The following is a 16,492-nucleotide window of genomic DNA, read 5'->3' on the forward strand; positions in this document are numbered from 1 at the left end:
TATGATTTACATTTCTGCGGTGGGCATGATTAACGCGCTGGGCAACGATACCGATGAGATTGCCGCCAACCTGTCGCGCGGCGCGGCGCCCGGTATGCGCCCGCGCGCCGGCTGGTTACAGGGGCATCCTCACGCGGTGCTCGCTGGCGTGGACGGCGAACTGCCCGCCATTCCCGACGACTTTAGCGCCCACCGTTCGCGCAACAATCAGCTGCTGCTGGCCTCGCTCGGGCAGATCCAACCGCAGGTTGATGAGGCCATTGCGCGCTATGGTCACAGTCGCGTTGCGGTGGTGCTCGGCACCAGCACTTCCGGTCTGGACGAAGGCGACAGGCACGTTAATCTGACGCTGAACGGTGAAGAGAGCCGTCACTGGCAGTATCCGCAACAGGAGCTGGGCGACCCGTCGCGCTTTCTCAGCCACTGGCTAAGGCTGGACGGTCCGGCATTCACCCTTTCCACCGCCTGCTCCTCCAGCGCCCGCGCGATTATCAGCGGACGCCGCTTGATTGAGTCGGGTCTGGCAGACGTCGCCATCGTCGGCGGCGCAGATACCCTGAGTCGGATGCCGATCAACGGCTTCCATAGTCTGGAATCGCTCTCGCCCACGCGCTGTCTGCCATTTGGTCGCGACCGCAGCGGTATTACCATTGGCGAAGGCGCGGCGCTGATGCTGCTGACCCGCGAGCCGCAGCCCATCGCGCTGCTCGGCATGGGAGAATCCAGCGACGCGCACCATATTTCTGCACCGCATCCGGAAGGCGAAGGCGCCATTCGCGCCATCCAGCAGGCGCTGGACGATGCGGGTATCACGCCTGAACAGGTGGGATACATCAATCTGCATGGCACCGCCACGCCGCTTAACGACCAGATTGAATCAAAGGTGGTCAACGCGCTGTTTGGAGAGCGTGTCCCGTGCAGCTCAACCAAACACCTGACCGGCCACACGCTGGGCGCGGCGGGGATCACCGAAGCGGCGCTCAGCATGTTGATTCTGCAGCGTGATTTACCGCTGCCAGCGCAGGATTTCAGCCTGTCGCCGCGCGATCCGACGCTGCCGCCCTGCGGCATCATCGAGCAACCGCAACCGCTTGAACGCCCGTTTATCTTGTCAAATTCGTTCGCCTTTGGCGGCAATAACGCCAGTATTCTGCTCGGGAGAATGTCATGAGCCACTATTTATCGCCCGGCGAATACCTGCCGCACGACGCCCCCATGCTGCTGCTGGACAACGTTGTCAGCGTGCGCGAAGACACCGCCGTCTGTCGCGTCACTGTGACGAGAGACGGTATTCTGGCACCATTTCTTGACCCGCAGGGGAATTTACCCGGCTGGTTCGCGCTGGAGCTGATGGCGCAGACCGTCGGCGTCTGGTCCGGCTGGCACCGCCACCAGCAGGGTCAGGGGGCGATTTCGCTCGGGATGGTGCTCGGCGCGCGCGAATTGATTTGCGCGGCAGGCGTTCTGCCCGCAGGACGAACATTAACGATTACCGTCAAGTTGCTGATGCAGGACGAACGTTTCGGCAGCTTTGAATGCGCAATTACCGCCGACCTGGAGACGCTGGCGACAGGCCGCGTCAATACCTTCCAGCCGTCGGCAGAAGAACTTCACTCTCTATTTCAACAAGGAGCGTCCGCATGAGTCGTTCAGTTTTGGTTACCGGCGCCAGCAAGGGGATCGGTCGCGCTATCGCCCGCCAGTTGGCTGCGGACGGCTTTGTGGTCGGCGTCCACTATCACCGTGATGTACAGGGCGCGCAGGATACGCTGGATGCCATTCTCGCCGTCGGTGGCGCAGGGCGTCTGCTCAGTTTTGACGTGGCGAACCGCGAGCAGTGTCGCGAGGTGCTGGAGCAGGATATCGAGGAACATGGCGCGTGGTACGGCGTGGTCAGCAATGCAGGCGTGACTCGCGATGCCGCCTTCCCGGCGCTGAGCGACAGCGACTGGGACACGGTTATCCATACCAACCTCGACAGTTTTTATAACGTCATTCAGCCGTGCATCATGCCGATGATCGGCGCGCGTCAGGGCGGTCGAGTCATCACCCTGTCGTCGGTGTCCGGCGTGATGGGCAATCGTGGGCAGGTGAACTACAGTGCCGCCAAAGCCGGGATTATCGGTGCCACTAAAGCGCTGGCGATGGAACTCGCGAAACGCAAAATTACCGTCAACTGCATCGCGCCGGGGCTTATCGACACCGGCATGATCGAAATGGAAGAAGCTGCGCTGAAAGAAGCGATGGCGATGATCCCAATGAAACGCATGGGTCAGGCGGACGAAGTCGCCGGGCTTGCCAGCTATTTGATGTCGGACGTGGCGGGCTACGTCACCCGTCAGGTGATTTCCATCAATGGAGGGATGTTATGACGCGTCGCGTGGTGATTACGGGCATGGGTGGCGTCACCGCCTTTGGGGAAAACTGGCAGGACGTTTCCGCCAGACTGCGGGCCTATGAAAACGCCGTGCGCAAAATGCCGGAATGGCAGGTTTATGACGGGCTGCATACCCTGCTGGGTGCGCCAATCGATGACTTTACGCTGCCGGAGCATTACACCCGTAAGCGTATTCGCGCGATGGGTCGCGTGTCGTTGATGTCTACCCGCGCCACCGAACTGGCGCTCGAACAGGCAGGGCTGCTCGGCGATGAGGTACTCACCAACGGGGAGACCGGTATCGCGTATGGTTCATCCACCGGCAGCACCGGTCCGGTGAGCGAATTTGCCACCATGCTGACCGAAAAGCATACCAATAACATCACCGGCACCACCTATGTGCAGATGATGCGCACACCACCGCCGTCAACACCGGACTGTTTTTCGGCCTGCGCGGGCGCGTGATCCCAACGTCCAGCGCCTGTACGTCCGGCAGCCAGGCCATTGGCTATGCATGGGAAGCGATTCGCCACGGTTATCAAACCGTGATGGTGGCAGGCGGCGCGGAAGAACTGTGTCCGTCAGAAGCCGCGGTCTTTGATACCCTGTTCGCCACCAGCCAGCGTAACGAACACCCCAAAACTACGCCGTCGCCGTTCGATGAACAGCGCGATGGGCTAGTGATTGGCGAAGGCGCCGGGACGCTGATCCTTGAAGAACTTGAGCACGCCAAAGCGCGCGGCGCGACGATTTACGGCGAAATCATCGGCTTTGCCACCAACTGCGACGCCGCGCATATCACCCAGCCACAGCGGGAAACCATGCAGATTTGCATGGAGCAGTCGCTGAAAATGGCGGGGTTAAGCGCGCTGGATATGGGTTATATTTCCGCGCACGGTACGGCAACCGATCGTGGCGATATTGCGGAAAGTCAGGCAACCGCCGCAATTTATGGCGATAATGTGCCAATCTCCTCGCTGAAAAGTTATTTTGGGCATACCCTTGGTGCCTGTGGCGCGCTGGAAGCCTGGATGAGCTTACAAATGATGCGTGAAGGCTGGTTTGCGCCTACGCTAAACTTAAAACAGCCCGACGCCAACTGCGGCGCGCTGGATTACATTATGGGTGAAGCCCGTAAGATTGATTGTGAATTCTTACAGAGCAACAATTTTGCGTTTGGCGGCATCAATACGTCCATCATCATCAAACGTTGGTCCTGACATGTATCGGATCGTACTGGGAAAAGTCTCGACACTCAGCGCAGGCCCCTTACCGTCTGCGCTATCCAATCTGGCGCCGAAGGGTCCTCGACGCGCGCGCTGGCTGGCGGGTCGCGTTCTGCTTTCCCATGCCCTCTCGCCGCTGCCGGAGATTGTTTACGGCGAACAGGGGAAACCCGCTTTTTCACCGGAGACGTCGCTATGGTTCAATCTGAGCCACAGCGGTGATGACATCGCCCTGCTGCTGAGCGACGAGGGCGAAGTGGGTTGCGATCTCGAAGTGATCCGCCCGCGCGCCAACTGGCGCTCGCTGGCAAATGCGGTCTTCAGCCTCAGGGAACATGCCGAAGTGGAAGCGGAACATCCGGATCGGCAACTCGCCGCGTTCTGGCGTATCTGGACGCAAAAAGAGGCGATCGTGAAACAGCGCGGCGGCAGCGCGTGGCAAATCGTCAGCGTCGACAGCACCTTCGACTCCGGGCTTTCGCTGAGCCATTGCCAGTTCGACAACCTGAGCCTCGCCGTCTGCACCCCCACGCCCTTTACGTTGACCGCAGACGCGGTGCAGTGGCTGGAAACGGTCTGACATCGCAAACATACGATTTTCGTATAATTCACGCGTTTGACCGCCCTTCTCTTGATCCAGAACACGTCAAAAGTATGATGATTCCTTAGAATCGTCATACTCATTAAGTCGTACCTCTACATCATTCGGGATCACCATTTTGTCCAGACTACGCCGCACACTTTTTGCGCTGCTGGCCTGTGCGTCATTCCTCACGCACGCCGCTGCCACTGATGAAATCACTACCGCCTGGCCGGTCAACGTTGGGCCGCTTAACCCCCATCTGTATACCCCTAACCAGATGTTCGCCCAGAGCATGGTCTATGAACCACTGGTGAAGTATCAGGCGGACGGGTCGGTCATTCCGTGGCTGGCGAAAAGCTGGACCCACTCAGCAGATGGCAAGACCTGGACTTTCACCCTGCGTGATGATGTGACTTTCTCGAACGGCGAAGCGTTCGACGCGCATGCCGCGGCGGAAAACTTTCGCGTGGTGCTCGACAACCGTCAGCGCCACGCCTGGCTGGAACTGGTTAATCAGATTGTCGACGTCAGCGCGCTCGACAAAAACCAGCTACAAATCACCCTGAAAAGCGCCTATTACCCCTTTTTGCAGGAACTGGCGCTGCCGCGTCCTTTCCGCTTTATTGCGCCGTCACAATTTAAAGACAACGAAACGATGCGCGGCATTAAAGCCCCCATTGGCACCGGTCCGTGGGTACTGCAAGAGTCAAAGCTCAATCAGTACGATGTGCTGGTCCGCAACGATCGCTACTGGGGTGAAAAGCCGCAGATTCAAAAGATTACCGTCAAAGTGATCCCGGACCCCACCACCCGCGCCGTGGCGTTTGAAACTGGCGATATCGATCTGCTGTACGGCAACGAAGGACTGTTGCCGCTCGATACCTTCGCCCGTTTTAGTCAGAACCCGAACTACCGCACCCAGCTTTCTCAGCCGATTGAAACGGTGATGCTGGCGCTCAACTCAGCCAAAGCGCCGACCAATGAGCTGGCGGTGCGCGAAGCGCTAAACTATGCAGTGAACAAGAAATCGTTGATCGACAACGCGCTGTACGGCACGCAGCAGGTCGCCGATACGCTGTTCGCCCCGACGGTCCCTTATGCCAACGTTGGCCTGAAACCACGTCAGTACGACCCGCAACAGGCGAAAGATCGGCTGGAAAAAGCCGGCTGGCGGCTACCCGCAGGCAAAGAGATTCGTGAGAAAAACGGCCAGCCGCTGCGCATTGAGCTGTCATTTATTGGTACCGATGCGCTAAGTAAGTCGATGGCGGAAATTATCCAGGCCGATATGCGTCAGGTTGGCGTCGATGTCGCGCTTATCGGCGAAGAAGAGAGCAGCATTTACGCCCGCCAGCGCGACGGTCGCTTCGGCATGATCTTCAATCGCACCTGGGGCGCGCCGTATGACCCGCACGCCTTTATGAGTTCGATGCGCGTGCCGTCCCATGCGGATTACCAGGCACAGCAGGGTTTAACCGACAAACCGCTGATTGATAAAGAGATTAGCGAAGTGCTGGAAACGACCGACGAAACGCAGCGTCAGGCGCTGTATAAAGACATTCTGACCCGCCTGCACAACGACGCGGTCTATCTGCCCATCAGCTATGTCTCGATGATGGTGGTCGCCAGACCTGAACTGGGCGCGATTCCGTACGCACCTATCGCCTCTGAAATTCCGTTTGAACAGATTAAACCGGTGAAACCCTGATGTTGCGTTATGTCCTGCGGCGCATCCTGCTGCTGATTCCGATGATTTTCGCCGCCTCGGTGATCATCTTCCTGATGTTACGCCTGGGCACCGGCGACCCGGCGCTCGACTATCTGCGCCTGTCGAATCTGCCGCCCACGCCGGAAATGGTGGCCTCAACCCGTGTGATGCTGGGGCTCGATCAGCCGCTGGTCGTGCAGTACGGCACCTGGCTATGGAAAGCGCTGCATCTGGACTTTGGTATTTCGTTCGCCACCCAGCGCCCGGTGCTGGATGACATGCTGAACTTCCTGCCCGCGACGCTGGAACTGGCCGGCGCGGCGCTGGTGCTGATCCTGCTGACCTCTGTACCGCTCGGCATCTGGGCGGCGCGTCACCGCGACCGTCTGCCGGATTTCGTCGTGCGACTGATAGCCTTTCTCGGCGTGTCGATGCCTAACTTCTGGCTCGCCTTCCTGCTGGTGATGTTCTTTTCGGTCTGGCTGCAGTGGCTGCCCGCGATGGGCTACGGCGACTGGCAGCACCTCATTTTACCGGCGGTGTCGATAGCCTTCATGTCTCTGGCGATTAACGCGCGACTGTTGCGCGCCAGCATGCTGGAAGTCTCCGGGCAGCGCCACGTCACCTGGGCGCGCCTGCGCGGGCTGAACGATAAACAAACCGAACGCCGTCATATTCTGCGTAACGCCTCGCTGCCGGTGGTGACCGCAGTCGGGATGCACATCGGCGAACTGATTGGCGGGACGATGATTATCGAGAACATCTTTGCCTGGCCGGGCGTCGGTCGCTATGCCGTCTCGGCCATATTTAACCGCGACTACCCGGTGATTCAGTGCTTTACACTGATGATGGTGGTGGTTTTCGTGGTCTGTAACCTGATTGTTGATCTGCTAAACGCCGCGCTGGACCCGCGTATTCGTCGTCATGAAGGAGCGCACTCGTGAACTTTTTCTTCTCTTCACGCTGGTCGGTTCGTCTGGCCATGGTCGTCATCGCCCTGCTGGCGGTGATTGCGCTAACCAGCCAGTGGTGGCTGCCGTATGATCCGCAGGCGATCGATTTACCGTCGCGTCTGCTGGCACCGGACAGCCAGCACTGGCTGGGAACCGATCATCTGGGACGCGATATTTTCTCTCGCCTGCTGGCCGCGACCCGCGTGTCGCTGGGTTCAGTGATGGCCTGTCTGCTGCTGGTGCTGGCGCTGGGGCTTATCGTTGGCGGTAGCGCCGGACTGTTGGGCGGACGCGTCGATCAGGCCACTATGCGCGTCGCCGATATGTTTATGACCTTCCCGACCTCCATCCTGTCGTTCTTTATGGTCGGCGTGTTAGGTACGGGACTCACCAACGTGATTATCGCCATCGCTCTGTCGCACTGGGCGTGGTATGCGCGGATGGTGCGCAGCCTGGTCATCTCCCTGCGCCAGCGCGAGTTTGTTCTCGCCTCGCGACTTTCCGGCGCGGGTCATATCCGGGTGTTTATCGATCATCTGGCCGGGGCGGTGATCCCCTCGCTGCTGGTGCTGGCCACGCTGGATATTGGTCACATGATGCTGCACGTTGCCGGGATGTCTTTTCTCGGTCTTGGCGTGACGGCGCCCACGGCGGAATGGGGGGTGATGATTAACGACGCCCGCCAGTATATCTGGACCCAGCCGCTGCAAATGTTCTGGCCGGGGCTGGCGCTGTTTATCACCGTGATGGCCTTCAACATGGTGGGTGATGCCCTGCGCGATCACCTGGATCCTCACCTTGTCACGGAGCACGCCCACTGATGCCACAGCAAATTGAACTGCAAAACATTGCCTTACAGGCCGATCGCCCGCTGGTGCACGGCGTGTCGTTATCGCTCAAACGCGGACGCGTGCTGGCGCTGGTGGGTGGCAGCGGTAGCGGAAAATCGCTGACCTGCGCGGCGGCGCTCGGGATTTTACCCGCGGGCGTTCGCCAGACAAGCGGAACGCTTCTTGCTGACGGTAAGCCGGTGCCCCCTTGCTCCCTGCGCGGGTTCACCATCGCCACCATTATGCAAAACCCGCGCAGCGCGTTTAATCCGCTGCATACGATGGCGACCCACGCGCGGGAAACCTGCCAGGCGTTGGGTAAACCGGCAGATGACACCACGCTTATCCGCGCACTGGAAGCCGTTGGTCTGGAGCACGCCGAGCGCGTACTGAAGCTCTATCCGTTCGAGATGAGCGGCGGCATGTTACAACGCATGATGATCGCGATGGCGGTCCTGTCCGATGCGCCGTTTATCGTCGCCGATGAGCCAACCACCGATCTGGATGTGGTGGCGCAGGCGCGCATCCTCGATCTGCTGGAGAACATTATGCAGAACCGCGCACCGGGTATGCTGCTAGTGACTCATGACATGGGCGTGGTCGCACGACTGGCCGACGACGTGGCGGTGATGGATAACGGAAACATCGTCGAACAGGGCGAGGTGGAAGCCCTGTTCAGGGCCCCCAAACACGCCATCACCCGCGGTCTGGTGTCGGCGCATCTCGCCCTGTACGGTATGGAGTTAGCCTCATGACTTTACTCAGCGTCACTGACCTCTCTCATCACTACGCCCACGCCAGCCTGGGGGGAAAACATCAGCATCAGCAGGTACTCAAAGAGATCTCCCTGAACCTGAAAAGCGGCGAAACTGTTGCCCTGTTGGGGCGCAGCGGCTGCGGGAAAAGTACGCTGGCACGTCTGCTGGTCGGGCTGGAATCGCCCAGCCAGGGGAGCGTGAACTGGCGCGGTGAACCGCTGGCAAAACTGAACCGGTCCAGACAAAAAGCATTTCGCCGCGATATCCAGATGGTCTTTCAGGATTCCATCAGCGCGGTGAATCCGCGTAAAACCGTCTGCGAGATCCTGCGTGAGCCGATGCGTCATTTACTCTCGCTGTCCAAAGCCGGGCAGTTGGCGCGGGTTCGTGAGATGCTCCACGCGGTGGATCTGGATGAAAACCTGCTGGATAAACGTCCGCCACAGCTCAGCGGCGGTCAGCTCCAGCGCGTCTGTCTGGCTCGCGCGCTGGTGGTGGAGCCGAAACTGTTGATTCTCGATGAAGCGGTATCGAATCTCGATCTGGTATTGCAGGCGGGGGTCATCCGTCTGCTCAAGAAACTGCAGCAGCAGTTTGGCACTGCCTGTCTGTTTATCACCCACGATCTGCGGCTGGTGGAGCGTTTTTGTCATCGCGTAATGGTGATGGAGGACGGGCAGATCGTTGAAACCAGGACCGTAGGAGAGGCATTAACCTTTTCCTCCGAGGCCGGTCGTGTGCTACAAAAGGCGGTACTCCCCGCATTCCCCGTGCGCCGTCGCGCCATTTCGTAAGGTTGATATCTGATGCAACGAGTCACCATCACGCTTGATGACGATTTACTGGAAACGCTGGACAGCCTGAGCCAGCGTCGTGGTTACAACAACCGCTCCGAAGCAATTCGTGACATTCTGCGCGGCGCGCTGGCGCAGGAAACCACCCAGGAGCACGGCACCCAGGGTTTTGCGGTGCTCTCCTATGTGTATGAACATGAGAAGCGTGACTTAGCCAGCCGCATTGTGTCGACCCAGCACCATCACCATGATTTGTCGGTTGCCACACTGCATGTCCATATCAATCATGACGACTGTCTGGAGATTGCCGTCCTGAAAGGCGATATGGGCGATGTTCAGCATTTTGCCGATGATGTCATTGCCCAGCGCGGCGTGCGCCACGGCCATTTGCAGTGCCTGCCGAAGGAAGAGTAACCGTCAACGATGCTGCCGGGGGCGCTTCGCTTGCCCGGCCTGCATTTTGTGCTCCCGTAGGCCGGATAAGGCGCAGCCGTCTTGCCGGGGGCGCTTCGCTTGCCCGGCCTGGATTTGCACTCCCGTAGACTAAATAAGACATCGCCGCCATCCGGCAAACTATGCCTGATGGCGCTACGCTTATCAGGCCTACCGTTCGCTGCGAGCCTCAACATTACGCCATCGTGCCAATCGTCTTTCGAAAACGCAGTAGCGCTATCAGGAAGAATGCGCTGCCGATGGCGAGTAACGTCAGAAACTGCGGCCAGACGATGCTGAACCCGGCACCGCGATAGAGTATCGCCTGGGCGAGACTGACAAAGTGCGTGGTTGGCATGGTCAGCATGATGTCCTGCACCGCCTGCGGCATGCTTTCGCGCGGCGTGGAGCCGCCGGAAAGCATTTGCAGCGGCAGCAGCACCAGAATCATCAGCAGCCCCAGTTGTGGCATAGAGCGCGCCAGCGTACCCATAAAAATGCCGATCGAGGTGGTGGCGAACAGGCTCAGTGCCACACCCAGCATGAACAGCGGAATAGACCCTTCAATCGGCACGCCGAGCACGCCTTTCACCATCAGCATTAGCGACAACCCCGAGACCACCAGCACCACCAGCCCCATCGACCAGACCTTCGCCATCATGATCTCAAACGGCGTTACCGGCATCACCAGCAGGTGTTCCACCGTGCCGTGCTCACGCTCGCGGATCAGCGCCGATCCGGTCAGCACAATCGCCAGCATGGTGATGTTATTGATGATCGCCATCACCCCGCCAAACCATGCCGGATCGAGGTTCGGGTTAAAGCGCATTCGGGTCTCCAGCGAAACCAGCGGCTCGCTGTTATCCCGATAGCGGGCGACAAAACTGTTCACTTCGCCGTTGATGATATTCTGGATGTAACTGTTGCCGGTGAACGCCTGACTCATGCGCGTGGCGTCAACGTTCACCTGAATATCCGGCTGCCTTCCGGCCAGCACGTCCCGCTGAAAGTTGGGCGGAATGTTGACTGCAAAGGTATAGCGGCCTGCATCCAGCCCGGCGTCCATTTCGTCAGCGGTGATCATCTCCGGCGGTAAAAACCACGGGCGGTAGAAGCTGTTGACGATACGATTCGAGAGCTGCGACTGGTCCATATCGGCAATGGCAATTGGCGCGAGATGCAGCGACCCCGGCAGCACGGTAGCGGAGGAATACACTGAGACGGTAAAAGCAAACACGATCAGCGTCAGCATCGCCTTATCGCCCAGCAGGCTACGCAACTCCTTGATGCCTAAATTATAAATATTGCGTAATCGGCGCATCACCCCTCCTGTTTTTTCAGCAACAGCACGCTCAGCCCCATCACCACCGGAATGGCTACCAGCAGCGGCACAAACAGCGGCCAGAGATCGGTGAGATCCAATGCTTTCGAGAAAGTCCCCCGGGCGATCGTCAGGAAATGGCTGGTGGGGTAGATCTCGCCGATCCACCGCCCCGGCCCTTCCAGCGAGGCCACCGGATCGATCATCCCGGAGAACTGCGTCGCCGGAATCAGGGTGATGATGGAGGTGCCAAAAATCGCCGCAATCTGACTCTTCATAAACGTGGAGATCAGCAGCCCTATCCCGGTGGCGATGATGACATACAGCAGCGCCGCCAGACTGAGCGTGAGGAAACTGCCTTTGTGCGGCACGCCAAAAACAAACACCGACAGGGCGCAGAGCAGCAGGAAATTGAGCATCCCCAGCGCGATATACGGCAACTGTTTACCGAGCAAGAACTCGCTGCGGGTGGTAGGCGTCACGTACAGGTTAATGATCGATCCCAGCTCTTTTTCCCGTACCACGCTCAACGCACTCAGCATCGACGGAATCATCATCAACAGCAGCGGGATCACCGCCGGAACAATCGCCGGCAGGCTCTTCACATCCGGGTTATAGCGATAGCGGGTTTCAATAGTCATGAGTCCGCTCTGCCCCACCGGCGTCGGCTGGCGGCTCGCCACATCCTGTAGCCAACTCTGGTGCATCGCCTGCACGTAGCCTTTCACCGTCTCAGCGCGGCTGGGCATGGCGCCATCCACCCAGACACCAATCTCCACCGGCGTCCCGCGCGCAATATCGCGGCCAAAGTTAGGCGGGATTTCGATGGCTACCGCCACCTCGCCGGAACGCATCCGCCGGTCAAGATCGTCATAGCTGATTAGCGGCGGCTGTTCAATGAAGTAACGTGAGCCCGCCAGATTTAATGACCATGCCTGGCTGCTGACGGTTTGATCGCGATCGAGTACGGCAAAGCGCAGATTTTCGACGTCCATGCTGATGCCGTAGCCCATAATCAGCATCAGAATCACCGTTCCCAGCAGTGCCAGCGTTGAACGCACCGGGTCACGACGCAGTTCCAGCGCTTCGCGACGGCTGTAGCTGAACAGTCGCCGCAGGCTGAATCCCTGACGCGGCGGCGTGACCTCTTTATGTTTTGTTTCCACCGGTACCTGGGCTTCCGGCGCTGCACCCGCCGCCTCCTGTAACCAGGAGATAAACGCCGCTTCCAGGTTGGCGGCCCCACGCCGTTCCACCAGTTCCTGCGGCGTACCGCTGGCAAGCACTTTTCCGGCGTGCATCAGCGACATACGGTCGCAGCGCTCGGCTTCGTTCATAAAGTGGGTGGAGATGAAAATGGTGACTTTGTCCCGGCGCGACAAATCGACCATCAGTTGCCAGAACATATCCCTGGCCACCGGGTCGACGCCGGAAGTCGGTTCGTCGAGGATCAGCATTTCCGGGCGATGGATCACCGCCACCGCCAGCGACAGTCGCTGGCGAATACCGAGCGGGAGCGACTCGGGTGACGTATCCTCAACCTCCGCCAGCATAAAACGTTCGCTCATCTCCTGAACGCGCTGAGGAATCTCCGCTTCCGGGATGTGAAACAGTCGCGCGTGGAGTTCCAGGTTCTGTCGAACCGTCAGTTCGCTGTACAGCGAAAACGCCTGCGACATGTAGCCCACCCGGCGACGGGTATCGATATCTTTCGGGTCGACCGGTTGACCAAACAGCCAGGCCTCGCCTTCACTGGCAGGTAACAGTCCGGTCAGCATCTTCATGGTGGTCGATTTACCGCAGCCGTTGGAACCGAGGAAGCCAAAGATCTCCCCACGCGGTATGCGAAAGTTGACGTGATCGACAGCGACGAAATTACCGAAGCGCATGGTCAGGTCTTTCGCCTCAATGGCGATCGCTTCCTGTTCCGCGTGATACGGCGGAATCACCACCGGCTGATACGCCTGGCGCTGCGCCTCTGGTAACAGGCCGATAAACGCCTGCTCCAGCGTCTCACTGGCGGTTTTATCGCGGAGTTCCTGCGCGCTGCCGGTTGCCAGTACCTCACCCGCGTTCATCGCCACCAGCCAGTCGAAGCGCTCGGCCTCTTCCATATACGCCGTCGCCACCAGCACGCTCATGTTGGTTTGCCGCTGGCGGATGCTGTCGATCAGATCCCAGAACTGGGCACGGGACAGGGGATCGACGCCGGTGGTCGGTTCATCCAGAATCAATAACTCCGGGTCATGGATCAACGCACAGCACAGCCCCAGCTTTTGTTTCATACCGCCCGAGAGTTTCCCCGCCGGACGATCGCGAAACGGAGCCAGGCCCGTGCTGTTCAGTAGTTCCGTAATCCGCGCTTCGCGCTCGGCTTTGTCATGCCCAAACAGGCGAGCGAAGAAATCGACGTTTTCGTATACCGACAGCGTGTGGTAAAGGTTTTTCCCCAACCCCTGCGGCATCCAGGCAATGCGCGGACAGACGTCACGGCGGTGCTTCGGATCGCGCATATCGCCGCCCAGAACCATGACGTTGCCTTGCTCAATCACCCTTGCGCCGGAGATAAGCGACAGCAGGCTTGATTTTCCCACGCCGTCGGGACCGATCAAGCCCACCATGCAGCGAGCGGGGATATCCAGCGTGATGTTATTCAGCGCCACCGTGGTCCCGTAATGCTGACTCACGCCGTCAAGGTGCACCACGGGAGGAACGGGAACCCGCGCCAGAGGGGTCATTGCGGCAACCTCACCGCCAGCGAATCAGGCCAGGGAGTCTGTTCGTTCAGCCGCACCCACGCCATACCTGGCAATCCGGTTTTGACATATTCCAGATGCTGCTGGAGTAATTCCGGAGGAATGCGCGCCTTGACGCGAAACATCAGCTTCAGACGCTCATCGCTGGTTTCGACGGTTTTCGGCGTGAACTGCGCGACGCTGGCGACGAAACTGATGGTGGCAGGAATGCGCAGATCCGGCGCGGCATCAAGCACCAGACGCGCTTCGCCGCCAATCTTCAGCAGACCCGCCTGTTCGGTAGGCAGAAAGAACGTCATGTAGACATCGCTGAGATCGACCATATTCAGCACCCGACCGCCCGCGGCCAGCACTTCACCGGGTTCTGCCACGCGGTACTGAACCCGGCCATCACGCGGAGCTTTAAGCTCGCTGTCTTCGATGTCCGCGACAATTCGTCGTTCGGTCGCCTGTGCCGCGTCGACACGGGTTTGTGCCTGAATAATGCTGGTGCGCGCGGCTTCAATTGCCGCTTTCGTCGCACTGACCTGCGCCTTTGCCGATTCCAGTGCCGCGCGCGCGCTTTCGGCGGCGGCGCGATCGTCATCCAGTTGTTGCGCCGATACCGCGCCACGCTGGGAGAGCGAGCGGGAACGGACGTGACGTTTGGAGACGGAATCCAGTTCGGCTTCGCGCTGTTTCACCACCGACTGAGCGGCGCGGGTTTCGCTCTGGCGCTGTTCGAGCAGCGCCCGCGCAGCCGCCACGGCGCTTTCGGCCTCTTTGATTTGCGCAATGGCTTCCAGCCGTTGCTCCTGCAACACGCGGGTATCCATCTTCGCCAACACCTCGCCCTGGCGAACAAACTGCCCTTCGTTCACCAGAATGGCATCAATACGCCCGGCGATTTTGGTCGCGATATCGACTTCCGTCGCCTCGATCCTACCGTTGCTGGCAGCAAAACCTTCCGGTACGCCTGCGGGCCGTAGTACCCACCACACACCGGCAGCAACCACCACCAATACGCCCAAAACCCACCACGTCAGATGACGCTTAATGTTGTCCATAATCGACCCGCCATAATCCCTGTTATCAAACAATGCGTGTCACAAAACCCCACTGAACGGGCGTTCAGCGGTATCTTCCCTCCGGGATAAGAAGGAAAAAGTGAGGGTGACCAGGCGGCGTACAGGCGTCATAACGACGCTCGCCGTGAAGGAAAGTGAATGACAGAGAGGTGCGAAAATCGGGTAGTAATGTTGTCATCATCAGCGTTCCTGGCCGTAAATGAAACACGCATACTCATAGCTAGTATCAATAAAATACTAGCATCATTATGGATGATGTCTATTCGCTTATGGTTTGTAATGATATACGAGGTGAATAATTCACGCCCCAGCCAAATCCTGCGCACATGCCCAGGCGCTGGACCACGCCCACTGGAAGTTGTACCCCCCCAGCCAGCCGGTGACGTCCATCACTTCGCCAATAAAGTAGAGACCCGGTACCTTGCGCGCTTCCATGGTCCGTGACGACAGTTCGTGGGTGTCTACCCCACCGAGCGTCACTTCCGCCGTGCGATACCCTTCGGTGCCGTTCGGCTGTACCCGCCAGTCGGTCAATGTGTCAATCAGCGTCTGCTGGTCACGAACGTTGAGCTGTTTAAGCGAGACATCAGGGATCTGACCGAGCTGTTGCAGGCACTCCACCAGACGCTTCGGCAGCAGCATCGCCAGCGTGTTCTTCAGGCTTTGATTCGGATGAGCGCTACGCTGTTCGTCAAGAACATCATTCAGGCTGACATCCGGCAGTAAATTGATGCTGACAAATTCGCCAGGCTGCCAGAAGCTGGAAATCTGTAAAACCGCCGGGCCTGAAAGGCCACGATGGGTAAACAGCAGATTTTCGCGAAAGACGGTGCCGTCCTGCGCGGTGATAACCGACGGGACGGAAACGCCAGAGAGCACCTGAAGCTGCTCCAGCAGCGGCTTGTGCAGGGTAAACGGCACCAGCCCGGCGCGGGTGGGCAGAACCTTCAGGCCAAACTGCTCGGCAATTTTATAGCCAAACGGCGTCGCGCCCAGACCCGGCATCGACAGCCCGCCGGAAGCAATCACCAGCTTTTTCGCGCCGACGGTGGCCCCGTTCAGCTCCAGCGTAAAACCGTCATCATCCTGCGCAACGCTCAGAACTTCACAACGTAAGCGCAGGGTCACATTGCCTTTTTCGCATTCCGCCACCAGCATATCGACGATTTGCTGGGCGGAATCATCGCAAAAAAGCTGCCCGAGCGTTTTTTCATGCCAGGCGATACCGTGCTTACCGACGAGATCGATAAAATCCCACTGGGTATATCGCGCCAGCGCAGACTTGCAAAAATGCGGGTTCTGACTCAAATAGGCCGCCGGCTCAACATAAAGGTTCGTAAAGTTGCAGCGACCCCCACCGGACATGAGGATCTTACGGCCAGGCTTCTTACCATTATCAATGAGCAGCACCCGACTGCCAGCCTGTCCTGCCTGTGCTGCACAGAACATACCTGCCGCGCCAGCGCCTATAATAATGGCATCAAACCTTTCCACTTTACGTTCCTCTCTGAATTCAGGGCGTGAATTGTAAAGTTATCTCAGTGGTCGCACCAGCGAGAAAATCCTCAGGAAGAAGTATTTGCATGAAATATATAAGATAATTCTTTATAGGCACTATTGTATTCAGACGTTAAATCAAAAAAAGTCTATATTTCACTTTGCCCGCGCCGCTAAAGTCACTGATAAT

At 58.7% G+C, this 16,492-nt stretch carries 14 protein-coding genes and 1 pseudogene; 11 read left to right on the forward strand and 4 right to left on the reverse strand.

Annotated features, from left to right (window positions below; all coding sequences use genetic code 11):
* Position 1: 1 nt before the first annotated feature.
* The 11 genes and pseudogenes from QQZ17_RS12150 (at position 2) to nikR (ending at position 9,643) form a co-directional block, all read left to right on the forward strand.
* The gene (locus QQZ17_RS12150; protein WP_152400404.1) at positions 2-1,171 is read left to right on the forward strand and encodes a beta-ketoacyl-[acyl-carrier-protein] synthase family protein; all 1,170 of its coding nucleotides are present in this window, start codon (positions 2-4) and stop codon (positions 1,169-1,171) included.
* A complete protein-coding gene (locus tag QQZ17_RS12155) occupies positions 1,168-1,644 on the forward strand; it encodes an ApeP family dehydratase (RefSeq protein WP_152400406.1) in 477 nt (158 codons plus the stop codon). The genes QQZ17_RS12150 and QQZ17_RS12155 overlap by 4 nt, the downstream gene beginning before the upstream one ends.
* Complete coding sequence (locus tag QQZ17_RS12160; RefSeq protein WP_152400408.1) at positions 1,641-2,372, forward strand: 3-ketoacyl-ACP reductase FabG2; 732 nt, start codon at positions 1,641-1,643, stop codon at positions 2,370-2,372. The genes QQZ17_RS12155 and QQZ17_RS12160 overlap by 4 nt, the downstream gene beginning before the upstream one ends.
* A pseudogene (locus QQZ17_RS12165) lies at positions 2,369-3,597 on the forward strand (beta-ketoacyl-ACP synthase). The gene QQZ17_RS12160 and the pseudogene QQZ17_RS12165 overlap by 4 nt, the downstream one beginning before the upstream one ends.
* 1 nt (position 3,598) lies before the next feature.
* Positions 3,599-4,183, forward strand: a complete 585-nt coding sequence (gene acpT / locus QQZ17_RS12170) for a 4'-phosphopantetheinyl transferase AcpT (protein WP_152400412.1) — start codon at positions 3,599-3,601, stop codon at positions 4,181-4,183.
* A gap of 136 nt (positions 4,184-4,319) precedes the next feature.
* A complete protein-coding gene (gene nikA / locus QQZ17_RS12175) occupies positions 4,320-5,894 on the forward strand; it encodes a nickel ABC transporter substrate-binding protein (protein ID WP_152400414.1) in 1,575 nt (524 codons plus the stop codon).
* On the forward strand, positions 5,894-6,838 hold the full coding sequence (gene nikB, locus QQZ17_RS12180; protein ID WP_152400416.1) for a nickel ABC transporter permease subunit NikB: 945 nt from the start codon (positions 5,894-5,896) through the stop codon (positions 6,836-6,838). Before nikA ends, nikB begins: the two co-directional genes overlap by 1 nt.
* On the forward strand, positions 6,835-7,668 hold the full coding sequence (gene nikC / locus QQZ17_RS12185; protein ID WP_046491674.1) for a nickel ABC transporter permease subunit NikC: 834 nt from the start codon (positions 6,835-6,837) through the stop codon (positions 7,666-7,668). Before nikB ends, nikC begins: the two co-directional genes overlap by 4 nt.
* A complete protein-coding gene (gene nikD / locus QQZ17_RS12190) occupies positions 7,668-8,432 on the forward strand; it encodes a nickel import ATP-binding protein NikD (RefSeq protein ID WP_152400418.1) in 765 nt (254 codons plus the stop codon). The genes nikC and nikD overlap by 1 nt, the downstream gene beginning before the upstream one ends.
* Positions 8,429-9,229: a nickel import ATP-binding protein NikE gene (gene nikE, locus QQZ17_RS12195; protein ID WP_152400420.1), complete on the forward strand. Its 801-nt coding sequence runs from the start codon at positions 8,429-8,431 to the stop codon at positions 9,227-9,229. The genes nikD and nikE overlap by 4 nt, the downstream gene beginning before the upstream one ends.
* A gap of 12 nt (positions 9,230-9,241) precedes the next feature.
* On the forward strand, positions 9,242-9,643 hold the full coding sequence (nikR, locus tag QQZ17_RS12200) for a nickel-responsive transcriptional regulator NikR (RefSeq protein WP_042323093.1): 402 nt from the start codon (positions 9,242-9,244) through the stop codon (positions 9,641-9,643).
* Positions 9,644-9,857: 214 nt separating this feature from the next.
* On the opposite strand, the gene QQZ17_RS12205 is transcribed toward nikR, so the two are convergent.
* From QQZ17_RS12205 to QQZ17_RS12220, 4 genes are all read right to left on the reverse strand, one after another.
* The gene (locus QQZ17_RS12205) at positions 9,858-10,982 is read right to left on the reverse strand and encodes an ABC transporter permease (protein WP_152400422.1); all 1,125 of its coding nucleotides are present in this window, start codon (positions 10,980-10,982) and stop codon (positions 9,858-9,860) included.
* Positions 10,982-13,720 carry a ribosome-associated ATPase/putative transporter RbbA gene (rbbA, locus tag QQZ17_RS12210; RefSeq protein ID WP_152400424.1) on the reverse strand — a complete coding sequence of 913 codons (2,739 nt, stop codon included), beginning with the start codon at positions 13,718-13,720 and terminating at the stop codon, positions 10,982-10,984. The genes QQZ17_RS12205 and rbbA overlap by 1 nt, the downstream gene beginning before the upstream one ends.
* A complete protein-coding gene (locus QQZ17_RS12215) occupies positions 13,717-14,784 on the reverse strand; it encodes an HlyD family secretion protein (protein ID WP_152400427.1) in 1,068 nt (355 codons plus the stop codon). Before QQZ17_RS12215 ends, rbbA begins: the two co-directional genes overlap by 4 nt.
* Positions 14,785-15,105: 321 nt before the next feature.
* Positions 15,106-16,299: an NAD(P)/FAD-dependent oxidoreductase gene (locus tag QQZ17_RS12220; RefSeq protein WP_152400429.1), complete on the reverse strand. Its 1,194-nt coding sequence runs from the start codon at positions 16,297-16,299 to the stop codon at positions 15,106-15,108.
* Positions 16,300-16,492: the final 193 nt, after the last annotated feature.

This window comes from Citrobacter sp. T1.2D-1 (assembly GCF_950098555.1).
GTDB lineage: Bacteria > Pseudomonadota > Gammaproteobacteria > Enterobacterales > Enterobacteriaceae > Citrobacter_A > Citrobacter_A telavivensis.

Coding starts and splice junctions, on each gene's coding strand:
- QQZ17_RS12150 (WP_152400404.1), top strand. CDS start 2: ATGATTTACATTTCTGCGGTGGGCATGATTAACGCGCTGGGCAACGAT.
- QQZ17_RS12155 (WP_152400406.1), top strand. CDS start 1,168: ATGAGCCACTATTTATCGCCCGGCGAATACCTGCCGCACGACGCCCCC.
- QQZ17_RS12160 (WP_152400408.1), top strand. CDS start 1,641: ATGAGTCGTTCAGTTTTGGTTACCGGCGCCAGCAAGGGGATCGGTCGC.
- acpT (WP_152400412.1), top strand. CDS start 3,599: ATGTATCGGATCGTACTGGGAAAAGTCTCGACACTCAGCGCAGGCCCC.
- nikB (WP_152400416.1), top strand. CDS start 5,894: ATGTTGCGTTATGTCCTGCGGCGCATCCTGCTGCTGATTCCGATGATT.
- nikD (WP_152400418.1), top strand. CDS start 7,668: ATGCCACAGCAAATTGAACTGCAAAACATTGCCTTACAGGCCGATCGC.
- nikE (WP_152400420.1), top strand. CDS start 8,429: ATGACTTTACTCAGCGTCACTGACCTCTCTCATCACTACGCCCACGCC.
- nikR (WP_042323093.1), top strand. CDS start 9,242: ATGCAACGAGTCACCATCACGCTTGATGACGATTTACTGGAAACGCTG.
- QQZ17_RS12205 (WP_152400422.1), bottom strand. CDS start 10,982: ATGCGCCGATTACGCAATATTTATAATTTAGGCATCAAGGAGTTGCGT.
- rbbA (WP_152400424.1), bottom strand. CDS start 13,720: ATGACCCCTCTGGCGCGGGTTCCCGTTCCTCCCGTGGTGCACCTTGAC.
- QQZ17_RS12215 (WP_152400427.1), bottom strand. CDS start 14,784: ATGGACAACATTAAGCGTCATCTGACGTGGTGGGTTTTGGGCGTATTG.